The 11,818-nt window shown below is 71.5% G+C and carries 13 protein-coding genes; 9 read left to right on the forward strand and 4 right to left on the reverse strand.

The genetic code is table 11. The features are described 5' to 3' along the window. Positions 1 to 33: 33 nt before the first annotated feature. The gene (locus OHB09_RS17445; RefSeq protein ID WP_191854032.1) at positions 34 to 909 is read right to left on the reverse strand and encodes an SDR family oxidoreductase; all 876 of its coding nucleotides are present in this window, start codon (positions 907 to 909) and stop codon (positions 34 to 36) included. A gap of 143 nt (positions 910 to 1,052) precedes the next feature. Here OHB09_RS17445 and OHB09_RS17450 point away from each other — a divergent pair, with 143 nt between their 5' ends. The 6 genes from OHB09_RS17450 (at position 1,053) to OHB09_RS17475 (ending at position 8,211) form a co-directional block, all read left to right on the forward strand. Beyond that, entirely contained in the window at positions 1,053 to 1,457 is a 405-nt protein-coding gene (locus OHB09_RS17450; protein ID WP_191891945.1) for a winged helix-turn-helix transcriptional regulator, read from the forward strand. A gap of 154 nt (positions 1,458 to 1,611) precedes the next feature. Next, the gene (locus OHB09_RS17455) at positions 1,612 to 2,589 is read left to right on the forward strand and encodes an AraC-like ligand-binding domain-containing protein (protein ID WP_328730439.1); all 978 of its coding nucleotides are present in this window, start codon (positions 1,612 to 1,614) and stop codon (positions 2,587 to 2,589) included. Next, a complete protein-coding gene (locus OHB09_RS17460; RefSeq protein WP_093591444.1) occupies positions 2,577 to 3,038 on the forward strand; it encodes a cupin domain-containing protein in 462 nt (153 codons plus the stop codon). The genes OHB09_RS17455 and OHB09_RS17460 overlap by 13 nt, the downstream gene beginning before the upstream one ends. A gap of 644 nt (positions 3,039 to 3,682) precedes the next feature. Beyond that, a complete protein-coding gene (locus tag OHB09_RS17465; protein ID WP_006141895.1) occupies positions 3,683 to 4,339 on the forward strand; it encodes a PadR family transcriptional regulator in 657 nt (218 codons plus the stop codon). Between the two features lie 267 nt (positions 4,340 to 4,606). Beyond that, positions 4,607 to 5,347, forward strand: a complete 741-nt coding sequence (locus OHB09_RS17470) for an ABC transporter ATP-binding protein (RefSeq protein WP_006141896.1) — start codon at positions 4,607 to 4,609, stop codon at positions 5,345 to 5,347. Further along, positions 5,344 to 8,211, forward strand: coding sequence for an FtsX-like permease family protein (locus OHB09_RS17475; RefSeq protein ID WP_328922224.1), 2,868 nt, complete (start codon positions 5,344 to 5,346; stop codon positions 8,209 to 8,211). Before OHB09_RS17470 ends, OHB09_RS17475 begins: the two co-directional genes overlap by 4 nt. Positions 8,212 to 8,337: 126 nt before the next feature. Here OHB09_RS17475 and OHB09_RS17480 read toward each other — a convergent pair whose 3' ends face one another. Then, on the reverse strand, positions 8,338 to 8,808 hold the full coding sequence (locus OHB09_RS17480; RefSeq protein ID WP_040896107.1) for an ArsI/CadI family heavy metal resistance metalloenzyme: 471 nt from the start codon (positions 8,806 to 8,808) through the stop codon (positions 8,338 to 8,340). Positions 8,809 to 8,886: 78 nt separating this feature from the next. Here OHB09_RS17480 and OHB09_RS17485 point away from each other — a divergent pair, with 78 nt between their 5' ends. Genes OHB09_RS17485 through OHB09_RS17495 form a run of 3 tightly spaced genes read left to right on the forward strand, consistent with a single transcriptional unit; the run spans position 8,887 to position 10,809 of the window. After that, positions 8,887 to 9,294: an ArsR/SmtB family transcription factor gene (locus OHB09_RS17485; protein WP_093591453.1), complete on the forward strand. Its 408-nt coding sequence runs from the start codon at positions 8,887 to 8,889 to the stop codon at positions 9,292 to 9,294. Further along, positions 9,291 to 10,388, forward strand: coding sequence for an ACR3 family arsenite efflux transporter (arsB, locus tag OHB09_RS17490; protein WP_309486428.1), 1,098 nt, complete (start codon positions 9,291 to 9,293; stop codon positions 10,386 to 10,388). Before OHB09_RS17485 ends, arsB begins: the two co-directional genes overlap by 4 nt. Next, a complete protein-coding gene (locus tag OHB09_RS17495) occupies positions 10,381 to 10,809 on the forward strand; it encodes an arsenate reductase ArsC (RefSeq protein ID WP_191854035.1) in 429 nt (142 codons plus the stop codon). Before arsB ends, OHB09_RS17495 begins: the two co-directional genes overlap by 8 nt. Before the next feature lie 217 nt (positions 10,810 to 11,026). On the opposite strand, the gene OHB09_RS17500 is transcribed toward OHB09_RS17495, so the two are convergent. Together OHB09_RS17500 and OHB09_RS17505 are read right to left on the reverse strand one after the other, a co-directional pair. Beyond that, positions 11,027 to 11,449: a PIN domain nuclease gene (locus OHB09_RS17500; RefSeq protein WP_093591462.1), complete on the reverse strand. Its 423-nt coding sequence runs from the start codon at positions 11,447 to 11,449 to the stop codon at positions 11,027 to 11,029. Further along, positions 11,446 to 11,661, reverse strand: coding sequence for a type II toxin-antitoxin system VapB family antitoxin (locus OHB09_RS17505; RefSeq protein ID WP_046249112.1), 216 nt, complete (start codon positions 11,659 to 11,661; stop codon positions 11,446 to 11,448). Before OHB09_RS17505 ends, OHB09_RS17500 begins: the two co-directional genes overlap by 4 nt. Positions 11,662 to 11,818 lie beyond the last annotated feature (157 nt).

The raw sequence follows: 11,818 nt of genomic DNA on the forward strand, positions 1-11,818 counted from the left end.
TGGCCCGCCCGCGCAGTACGGCGCCGACGAGAGTCAGTGCCGGGGAAGGGCGACCGCGAGCGCCTCGGCCAGGGTCACGGGCGGACGGCCGATCAGTCGGCGCAGGTCACCGGAGTCGGTGTACATCTCGCCGAGGCTCATGCCGCGGTCGGCGTCGGCGAGGACCTCCGCCAGCTCGGCGGGCAGGCCCGCGGAGGCCAGCACCTGGTCGAGGTCGGTCACCGGGAGATCGGAGTGGGCGATCCGCTTGCCGGATGCGGCGGAGATCGCGGTGGCGAGCTCGGCGAGGGTGAAGGACTCGTCCCCGCCGAGCTCGTACACGGCTCCGGTGTGGCCCTCCGTGGCGAGGACGACCGCCGCGGCCTCGGCGTAGTCGGCGCGGGACGCGGCGCTGATCCGCCCCTCGCGCGTGGCCCCGACGACGGCGCCACTCCGCAGGATCTGCGGCAGCTGGCTGGTGTAGTTCTCCAGGTACCAGCTGTTGCGCAGCAGCACGCCGGGAACACCGCGCTCCCGCAGGTACTCCTCGGTCTCGCGGTGCGTGGCACCGAGGACGGTGGTGGCCGTGTCCGCGTGGGTCGTGCTCGTGTACGCCACCAGCGAGACGCCCGCGGACACCGCGGCGTCGATCACGCGACGGTGGTTGGCGACCCGCTCGCCCACAGGGACCGAGGCCGAGACCAGCAGCAGCCTGTCCGCCCCCGCGAACGCCTCGACCAGGCCGTCGGCGTCCGCGAAGTCGGCGCGCCGCACGGTGACGCCCCGATCGGCCAGATCCTTGATCCTCACGACATCCCGGCCGGTCGCGATGATGTCCGCGGCCGGTACCCCGCGCCGCAGCAGTGCCTCGACGGTGAGCCTGCCCAGCTGGCCGGTGGCTCCGGTGACGACGATCGACATGGTGGTCATTCCTTTCTCCCCGCGTGCCCCGCACGCCTGCCGCGGTCCGTCCGCGGCGGGATGAAACCCAGGATGACCTGGACACTCTCCATCGGGGAGTAGCCACTTGTTGGTAGGGTACTTACCCGCTCGATAGCAAGGAGGTGAGACGTGTGAGAACCGTCGAGAACGTGACCGGGCCCATACCGTCCTTCGATCCCTACGAGCGCGGCTGCCCGTCGCGGGACCTGCTCGACCAGATCGGCAGCAAGTGGGCGGTCCTCGTACTGGGCGAACTCGGCCGGAACGGAACCGCCCGGTTCGGCCGGCTCCGGCAGGCCCTGGCGGGCGTGAGCGAGAAGATGCTCACCCAGACCCTCCGCACCCTCGAACGCGACGGACTGGTCAGCCGCACCGTCTATCCCGAGGTCCCGCCGCACGTCGAGTACGAGCTGACCCCCCTCGGCCAGACCCTGCGCGAACCCCTGAAGGCGCTCACGGACTGGTCCGTGCGGCACATCGAAGAGGTCATCACCGCCCGAGAGAAGTACGACGACCGCACCGACCGCACCAGTTGATCGACGGCGGACTGTTCCGGCTCGGGGAGGCGTGGGCGGTGGGGGCGGCACGAGCGCTGCCCCGAGTCCGGTGGAGCAGAGGCGGGCCGGCGCCGCGTGACGTCCTGCGAACACCGTGCCTGAGCAGAGGTGCCGCCGTTACCGTTGACCGGTGATGGGCAACCTTGAGACGTTCCAGGACGAGCTGGCCGCCGGCGGGTTTCCGCCGCTGGCCAACAAGCTGGCCGGGGCCGACTTCCGGGGCCGGATCGCCACCCGCGACCTCGGGCCGCTGCGGCTGTTCTCCCTCGACACACCGGCGAGCGCCTGCGTCGGACGGGAGCGCGACGCCTCCGACGGCGAGAACCTGGCGCTCAAGGTGATGACCAGGGGCCGGACGCGGATCGAGCAAGGGCGCGGCGACGCCGAACTCGGCCCGACCGACCTGGTGCTGCTCGATCCCACGCGTACGCTCCGGTTCGAGAGCACCGCCGCGGCGCACGTCACCATCCTGATTCCGCGCCGGGAGCTGCGGATCCGGCCCGCGCAGATCGACCGGCTCGTCGGCGTACGCATCGACGGCGGCCACGGCCCGGGCGCTCTCGTCTCCGTGCTTGCCCGGGAGTCGGCGCGGTCGGCGACCGGGTTCCGCGAGGCGGAGGCGCTGCGGTCGGCGGCGGCCGTCGTCGAGCTGGTCGCGGTCGCGCTGGAGTCCCGGCTCGGCGACGAACAACCGGCCGCGGACGAGTGGCTCCGGGACCGGATCACCGGTTACATCGAGGCACGGCTGGCCGATCCCGATCTGTCCCCGCCCGCCGTCGCCGCCGCCCACCACATCTCGGTACGCCGGCTGCACAAGCTGTTCGAGGACCAGCCGCTCACCGTCGCGGCCCTGATCCGCCGTCGTCGCCTGGAGCGCTGCCGAGCCGAACTGACCGGAAGCGGACGTACGGTCACCGCCGTGGCCACCCGGTGGGGATTCGCCGATCCCACCCATTTCAGCAAGCTCTTCAAGGCGACGTACGGCTACAACGCCCGCGCACTGGTGACCAGCAACCGTGCACAGACGACCAAGACGCGTACGGCAGGCTCGGAAAAGGATGGTGTCGACCAAGCCACGCGACAGCAAGAGGAGAAGTCATGGCGAAGGTGAACATCGTCCGCCCCGGCGAGGGCGAGATCCTCGGCAGCGGAGCACAGCGGATCCGCATCCTGGAGAACGGCGAGCACACCGAACACCGGCTGGGCTTCGCCGAGGTCACCATTCCGCCGGGCACCCCGAGCCCGTTGCAGCATCGCCACGCCCAGCACGACGAGGGCTTCTACGTGCTGGCGGGAACCTTCCGGTTCACCGTCGGCGAGGACCACTACGACGCCGGGCCGGGTACCTGGGTCATCGTGCCCACGGGGGCGCCGCACACGTTCGCCAACGTCGGCGACGAGAACGCGGTCATGCTGAACACCTTCACGCCGGACCTGTACGTGCAGTACTTCCGCGACTTCAAGGCCATGATCGATTCCGGGCAGCCCGTCACCGCCGAGACCATGCGACCGCTCTGGAAGAACTACGCCACCGAGATCTCGAACGAATACGCCTCGTGAAGCGCCTCCGGTACGACCGCTACGGCGGCCCGGAGCTGATGCGGCCGGCACAAGGTCGAGCCCCGGGCGAGGCCCGTTCCGGGCGCTGACGGGGAGGCCGGTGCCCGCCGATCTGCAGGGAGGCGGCAAGGACCCTGCGCCTCCCCATCGCCCGTACCCTCCCGTTGGCCGAGGCGAGGCCCGCGCCCAGCGACTCCGCCGCCCTCGGGGCGCCGGCGAGGGAGGGCCGGGAGCGGCCCGGCCGACCGGCCGAACCCTCCGGCTCGCCGTCCTCCACGAGCCCGGTCGTACCGCAACCGCTACGGAGGAGGGGCCCGCCGAGGAGTCGGACGGGGGCCGACGCAGTACCCGAGACGGACGTCCCCCCGGCCGCCGAGGGCATGCCGGCGGAGCAGTCGGTGGCCGCTCACGGGACCGGGACCGACCGGCACCGAGGCCCCCCTCGGCCTCTCCGACCGGCGGATTCCCGTGTTCACACGGTGCGTGGCGCCGGCCCCCGCCGGCCTCGGCATCGTCTTCCTCGGGGGTGCGGACGCGCCGCCGCCGAACGGCTCGCGACGGCCCGGGTCCCCCTTGAGTCGTACTTCCGGCGTCCGCCTCAGGACGCTTGTCCACCCGGACCTACCCGGTATTGCATACTCGGTATGTCCATCCGCCACGGGCTCCTCGCCCTCCTCGAACGCGGCCCGCGCTACGGCTCACAGCTCCGTACGGAGTTCGAGTCCCGCACCGGCTCCACCTGGCCGCTCAACGTGGGTCAGGTCTACACGACGCTCAGCCGGCTCGAACGCGACGGCATGGTCGTGCAGGACGGTGAGGACGAGGCCGGCCACCCGCTCTACGCGATCACCGACAGCGGTCGCGTCGAACTTCGCAGCTGGTTCGAGCATCCCGTCGACCGCACCAGCCCGGCCCGTGACGAGCTGGCCATCAAGCTGGCCATGGCCGTCGGGGCGCCCGGAGTCGACATCCGTGACGTCATCCAGTCCCAGCGCCGACACACGGTGAAGGCCATGCAGGACTACACCCGGCTGAAGGCGCAGGCCCTCACCGCCGTGGAGAAGAACGGGGACCGGGAGCGGGACGACATCGCCTGGCTCCTCGTCCTGGAGCAGCTGATCTTCCAGACCGAGGCCGAGGCGCGCTGGCTCGACCACTGCGAGTCCCGGCTGATCCGTCTCTCGTCGACCGCCCAGGCGGCGGGGCCGGAGCCGGCCTCGCCGGGGGCGGTGGCGGGAGCGGCGGGGACGGGAGCGCGGGCGGCGGCCGGGACAGAGGAGACCGCACGCCACCGCCCGTGACGTCCGGCCTTCACGACCGTCCCTGAGCGCCCGAACGACCGCCCCCACAGGACCGACCGAGTCCACCGGCTCCACCGGCTCCACCGGCTCCACCGGCTCCACGGGCTCCATGGGCTCCATGGGCTCCACCGGCTCCACCCGACCCACTCGGAGCACCTGAAGACTCCGAACCACCCGACCAGATCCATACCGTACGCACCGCGCTGCCAACGACCGTCCGTCGCACCGACGTCCGGCCGCTCGTCGGCGTACGCCCGAGGGGAAACCATGTCCACACCACAGCAGCAGCCCGTGCTGACTCTGCGGAACCTGACCCGCGTCCACGGCTCCGGCGCCACCGAGGTGCACGCCCTGCGCGGCATCGACCTCGACGTCCACCCCGGTGAACTCGTCGCCGTCATGGGCCCGTCGGGCTCCGGCAAGTCCACCCTGCTCACCATCGCCGGCGGCCTCGACAACCCCACCTCCGGACAGGTGTTCGTCGAGGGCACCGACATCACCGCCCTCGGCATCAAGGGGCTCGCCGCCCTGCGCCGCCGCAGCATCGGCTACGTCTTCCAGGACTACAACCTCATCCCGGCCCTCACCGCTGCCGAGAACGTGGCCCTGCCCCGCGAGCTGGACGGCATATCGGCCCGCAGGGCCCGTGGCGAGGCCCTTGCCGCCCTCGCCGAGATGGACCTCGGCCAGCTCGCCGACCGGTTCCCCGACGAGATGTCCGGCGGCCAGCAGCAGCGCGTGGCCATCGCCCGCGCCCTCGTCGGCGACCGCCGGCTCGTCCTCGCCGACGAGCCCACCGGCGCCCTCGACTCCGAGACCGGCGAGTCCGTGCTGTCCTTGCTGCGCTCCCGCTGCGACGCCGGAGCCGCCGGCATCATGGTCACCCACGAGCCGCGGTTCGCGGCCTGGGCCGACCGGGTCGTCTTCCTGCGGGACGGCGCCGTCGTCGACCAGACCCTGCGCAGCGACGCCGACTCGCTCCTGACCGACCGGGCGGCCCAGCGGTGACGACCTGGTTCCACTCCTGGCGGGCCGCGGTCCGCATCGCCCGCCGTGACGCCTTGCGCTTCAAGGGCCGCAGCTTCCTCGTCCTCGCCATGATCGCGCTGCCGATCCTGGGCGTGAGCGCCCTGGACCTGACCGTGCGCAGCGCCGAACTCACCCCCGCGCAGCGGATGGATCGCACCCTGGGCGCCGCCGACGCTCGCTTCACCGACGCCCAGATGGGCGGCGCGGCCATCCTGCAGGACCCCGCGGGCGAGAGGAACACCCCGGCCGGGGACTACGACTCGCCGGGCAAGTCCTGGCCCGAGGGCCCGACAGATGTCACCAAGGCCATCCCGGCCGGTTCGAAGGTGCTGACCGACAGCAACGGCACCGCCAAGCTGACCACCGCTCACGGTCTGCTCCAGACCGAGGTCCGCGAGCTGGCCGCCGCCGATCCCGTCGCCCGGGGCATCATGCGGCTGCGGGAGGGCCGCTTCCCCGAGAAGAACGACGAGATCGCCGCGACCACCCGGTTCCTGGAGAGCAGCGGGCTCTCCGTCGGCTCCACCCTCACCGCCCGCGGCTTCGACCGCACCTATGTGATCAGCGGCTCGTACGAGTTGCCCAGCGACCTCACGACAGAGCAGGTCAACGCCCTGCCGGGGGCCTTCCTCGCGCCGTACGCCAAGGCGGTCGAGAAGGCCGGGCTGCCGAAGCCCAGCATCTCCACCAGCTACCTGGTGAAGAGGGCCGGTGGTTTCACGTGGAACACGGTCCAGGTGATCAACGCCAAGGGTGTCGTGGTCACCTCGCGCCTCGTTGTCCTCGACCCGCCCGCCGACTCCGACGTGCCGCTCTACCAGAAGAATGACTGGGTCAACTACGAGAACGGCGGGGGCACGGACGCCGCCGCGCTCGCCGCCGTGGCTACGGTCGTCGGCCTGGCGATGCTGGAGATCTGCCTGCTCGCCGGTCCGGCCTTCGCCGTCGGTGCCCGTCGTTCCCGCCGCCAGCTCGGCCTGGTCGGCGCCAACGGCGGTGCCCGCAGCCACATCCGGGCCATCGTGCTGAGCGGCGGGCTGGTCATCGGCGTCGCGGCGGCCCTGGTCGGCATCGTCCTCGCCCTGATCCTGACCTTCGCCCTCCGGCCGTTCCTCGAGGACCACATGGGGCAGCGGTTCGGCGGCTTCACCGTCAGGCCGCTGGAACTGCTCGCCATCGCCGCGCTCGCCGTCCTCACCGGCCTGCTCTCCGCGATCATCCCGGCCGTCACCGCCTCCCGGCAGACCGTCCTGGCCTCCCTCACCGGCCGTCGCGGCGTGCGTCGCAGCAACCGCGTGCTGCCGCTGATCGGCTTCGGCGCCGTCCTGCTCGGCGCGGCCGTCGCCCTGTACGGCTCGGTCGTCTCCGACCGGTCCGTCCTGGTCTCGGGCGGCTCGGCCGTCGCCGAGCTGGGTGTGGTCGCCATGACGCCCGCCCTGGTCGGCCTGTTCGGCAGGGCCGGCCGCTGGCTGCCGCTCTCGCCGCGCCTCGCCCTGCGGGACGCCGTCCGCAACCGGGGCCGCACGGCACCCGCTGTCGCCGCGGTCCTGGCCGCCATCGCGGGCACCGTCGCCGTCTCGGCGTACGCCGCGAGCCGCGACGCCCAGAGCCAGGCCGAGTACCGGGCCACCCTGCCGTACGGGGCCGGCGCCGCGCTCGTCACCGAGGAGGGGGGCCGGGACGTCCCCGCGGTTCGCGACGCCGTGCAGCGGACGCTCCCCGTCGACGTCCGCGCGGACGTGTCCCGGGTCGCCGTCGGCAAGCCCGGCTGCGACCCGTACGGCGAGGGCGAGGGCTGCGGTTACTACGAGGTCGTCACCCCGCCGGGCAACGAGTGCCCGCTCTGGGCCGACACCCCCGACGGCTCCGACCCGGCGGAGAAGTACACCGACGAGCAGCGGCGCGCGCTCACCAAGGACTGGCGCTGCCGCTCGCGTGACGGACACGGCATCCACGTCGACAACGGTCTCGTCATCGCCGACGCCCCGCTCCTGAAGGTCCTCGGCATCGACGACCCGGGCGCGGCCAAGGCCCTCGCCGCCGGAAAGCTCGTCAGCTTCTCCAAGCCCCAGGTCGACAAGAACGGCGCCGTCGGCATCAGGCTGATCAGCGACCCGGAGGCCGCCGACCGCGCCCGCGAGCGGAACAAGCCGATTCCGGGCGAGGTGAAGTCGTTCCCCGCCTACCAGGTGCCGGGCTCGCCCGACTCCTACGGAGTGCAGAGCGTGCTCAGCCCCGCCGCCGCCAAAGCCGCCGGACTGATCACCGTTCCCCTCGGCGCCGTCTTCAGCACCGACCGGATGCCCAGCACCGAGCAGCGGCAGAAGCTCGACGCCGAGATCGCCAAGCTCGGCAGCGACGTCGAACTGACCTTGGAGCGGGGCTGGGTCGACGAGAACGGCCTCGTCCTGCTCGCGCTGACCGTCTTCGCCGGCCTGGTCACCATCGGTGCGGCCGGCATCGCCACCGGTCTCGCCCAGGCCGACGCGGAGGCCGATCTCAAGACGCTCGCCGCGGTCGGCGCCCCACCCCGGGTGCGCCGTATCCTCAGCGGCTTCCAGTGCGGTGTGGTCGCCGCGATGGGTGTGGTCCTCGGCTCGGCGGCCGGTTTCCTGCCCGCGGTCGGGTTGCGGCTCACCGAGGGGCGCGAGCAGATGCGCTCCTACCAGGAGGCTCTCGACCGGGGGTGGACCGACGCCGGTGACGTCGCGCCGCACGTGCCGATCGTCGTCCCCTGGGAGACACTCGCCGCCCTCCTGGTCGCGGTCCCCCTCGGCGCCGCGCTGCTGGCCGCACTGCTGACCCGCTCTCGCGGTGCACTGTCCCGCCGCGCCGCCCACTGACCCCCCACCGCCGGACCGTGCCCCTGGGCGAGGGCGAATCACCCTCGCCCAGGGGCGCACCGTGTCCGGCTGCTCAGCGGCGGTCGTCGACCGGACTCGCCTGGACGGTGGCCACCGTTCCTGAATCTAGCCGCACGCGCAGCCGGCCGCTGCCGGGGTCTCCTCGGTGGTCCGGCTGGTGCAGCACCCGTCGCCGGTGGCGTCGGGGGCGGCGCTCTTTCCGAGGGTGTCGGCGTCGGCCTTCACGACGTAGACCTCCCACGGCTCCTTGCCGGGGCCGTGGACCCACACCTTGTCCTGGAGCGCGTAACAGCAGGAGGTGTCGTTCTCCTCGAAGGTGGCCAGGCCGGCGTCCTTGAGCCGGGCGGTGGCGGCGCCGACCTGGTCGGTGGAGTCGACCTCGACGCCGAGGTGGTCCAGGCGGGTCTCCTCGCCGGGCGCTCCCTCGATCAGCACGAGCTTGAGCGGGGGCTCGGTGAGGGCGAAGTTGGCGTATCCCTCGCGCCGCTTGGCCGGTTCGGTGCCGAACAGCTTCGAGTAGAAGGTGATCGACGCTTCCAGGTCACTGACACGCAGGGCGAGCTGAGCGCGGGACATGACGGGCTCCCCTCCAGTTGGATTGACGTTTGTCAATACAACATTGCGCACTGGATCGAAGAATGTCAACATAGAGTTATGTCGAAACAAGAGCTGGTGGTCCTCGACGAGAGTGACGACGCCGGAGCGTGCTGCCCCGGACTGCTGACCGCTCCCCTGGCCGAGGGCCAGGCCGTGGAGCTGGCGAAGGTGTTCAAGGCGCTGGGCGATCCCGTGCGGCTGCGCCTGCTGTCGATGATCGCCTCCCGGTCGGGCGGCGAGGTGTGCGTCTGTGACCTGACCCCGGCCTTCGAGCTGTCCCAGCCGACGATCTCGCACCACCTGAAGCTGCTGCGGCAGGCGGGCCTGATCGACTGCGAGCGGCGCGGCACCTGGGTCCACTACTGGCTCGTCCCGGAGATGACCGACCGCCTTGCCGGTCTCCTGACCCGTCCGGCCGGTGAGCCGCTGCCCGAGCGCACCGCACCGGTCGGAGCCGCCTCGTGAGCACTGCCGTACCCGAAGGGAACGTGGCCGGACGCCTGTCCTTCGTCGACCGCTACCTGGCTGTCTGGATCCTCGCGGCCATGGCCGTGGGCCTCGGGCTGGGCCGCCTGGTCCCCGGCTTGGGTGACGCGCTGGCCGAGGTGACCGTGACGGGGGTGTCCCTGCCGATCGCCCTGGGCCTGCTGGTGATGATGTACCCGGTGCTGGCCAAGGTGCGTTACGACCGCCTCGACACCGTCACCCGCGACCGCCGCCTGCTGCTGCCGTCGCTGCTGCTGAACTGGGTGGTCGGCCCGGCGCTCATGTTCGCTCTGGCGTGGCTGCTCCTGCCGGACCTGCCCGCCTACCGCACCGGCCTGATCATCGTCGGCCTGGCCCGCTGCATCGCCATGGTCATCATCTGGAACGACCTCGCCTGTGGGCACCGTGAAGCCGCCGCCGTCCTGGTCGCCCTGAACTCCGTCTTCCAGGTCGTCGCCTTCTCGGCACTGGGCTGGTTCTACCTCTCCGTCCTACCAGGTCGGCTGGGCCTGGAGCAGACCGGACTGGACGTGCCGGTAGGGGAGATCGCCCGCAGCGTGCTCCTCTTCCTCGGCATCCCCCTCGCGGCCGGCTACCTCACCCGACGCATCGGCGAGAAGACCAAGGGCCGCGCCTGGTACGAGAACAAGCTCATCCCGCGCATCGCCCCCTTCGCCCTGTACGGGCTGCTGTTCACGATCGTCGTCCTCTTCGCCCTGCAAGGCGACGCCATCACCTCACAGCCCTTCGACGTCGCCCGCATCGCCCTGCCGCTGCTGGTCTACTTCGCCGTCATGTGGGCCGGGTCCATGGCCCTGGGCCGCGCGGTCGGCCTCGACCACTCGCGGGCCACGACGCTGGCGTTCACCGCCGCGGGCAACAACTTCGAGCTGGCCATCGCCGTCGCCATCGCCACCTTCGGCGCCACCTCCGGCCAGGCCCTCGCCGGCGTCGTCGGCCCCCTCATCGAGGTGCCCGTCCTGATCGGCCTGGTGTACGTCGCCCTGTACGCCCGCCGCTACTTCCCCGCCCCCGCCCTCCCCGCGCCCCAAGAGGACCCCACCCATGCCTGACACCGCCACGCCGTCCGTGCTCTTCGTCTGCGTCCACAACGCCGGACGCTCACAGATGGCAGCCGCCTTCCTCACCCACCTCGCGGGCGACCGCGTCCAGGTCCGCTCCGCGGGCTCCGCCCCCGCCGACACCGTGAATCCGGCCGTCGTCGAAGCCATGGCCGAGGCGGGCATCGACATCAGGGCCGAGGTGCCCAAGGTGCTCACGGCGGAAGCGGTCCAGGCGTCCGACGTCGTCATCACGATGGGCTGCGGCGACACCTGCCCCGTCTTCCCCGGCAAGCGCTACCTCGACTGGCAGCTCCCCGACCCGGCCGGGCAGGGAGTGGAAGCGGTACGCCCGATCCGCGACGAGATCGAGGCACGCGTCCGCCGCCTGATCGACGACATCGCGGCGGTTGGACTGCCTCGTACCCTCTGACCTGCCCAGATTCGTGGTGCGGCTGGAGGTGCGGCGGCCTGATGGCACCGCTGTTCGCGTAGTTGTCCGCTCCTTTTGGCACGCCGTGGGCACGGGAGCGCGGCGAGGTGACGCGCGGGGCCCGCGAGAGTCTTCCTCTGCCAGGTTCACCACGGCACCTCGGCTGGCTCTGCTGTGCCATTACGCACGGGACAGCCGAACGCCCGGCCTCTTGGGTTTACTTGCCGGGTTCTGGCCCGTACCACTGGAGCGCCTGGCCTGTGACGGTGGCGATGCAGTCGAAGTCCCTGTCGCGGTGGAGGAGGGTCAGTCCCTGCAACTCGGCCGTGGCCGCCACCACGAGGTCGACGGCTCCGGCACTGCGGTGCTGTCCGCGCTGGGTGAGGATGTCCTGGACCTGCGACGCGCGGTCGTAGGCGCGGTCGTCGACCGGTACCCAGCCGAAGAGCAGACGCAGGTCCTCGATACCTCGGGCACGGTCGGCGGCGGAACGCGCGCTGTAGAAGAACTCCAGCTCGGTGAGGGGGCACGTGGCGATGAGCCCGGCTGCCGCCGCCTGGTCCCATCCGTATTGCTCGGCATCGCCGCGCAACAGCCGGGCGAGCGCGCTGGTGTCGATCAGGAATTGGGCGGCGTTCACCGACGGTAGTTTCCCTTGTCCTCAAGGAGATCGAGATCGAAGGCGCCCTCGGCCGCCGCCGCCCGCAGGCGGGTGAGGGCCAGAGCCCGCCGCCGGTTCTCCAGAACCTCGCGCAGGGCGGTGTTCACCGTCTCCTTCTTGGTGCTGGTGCCGAGGGCCTTGGCCACGTCGGCGACCAGCTGATCATCGAGGTCTATTACGGTGCGAGTCATTGATGCACCTCCACGGATATATAGAGTGCCATCAAGTATATACAGAGATATCGCTCCTGCTGAACGGTGATCGCGTTCGGGTGCCGGTGCTCCCACGCCCAGTTCCCGCGATCGGTTTCCCCTGGGCGTCACCAGGCGGTTGGGTGTTAAGGCCTGT

Source organism: Streptomyces griseoaurantiacus (assembly GCF_036189845.1).
GTDB lineage: Bacteria > Actinomycetota > Actinomycetes > Streptomycetales > Streptomycetaceae > Streptomyces > Streptomyces griseoaurantiacus.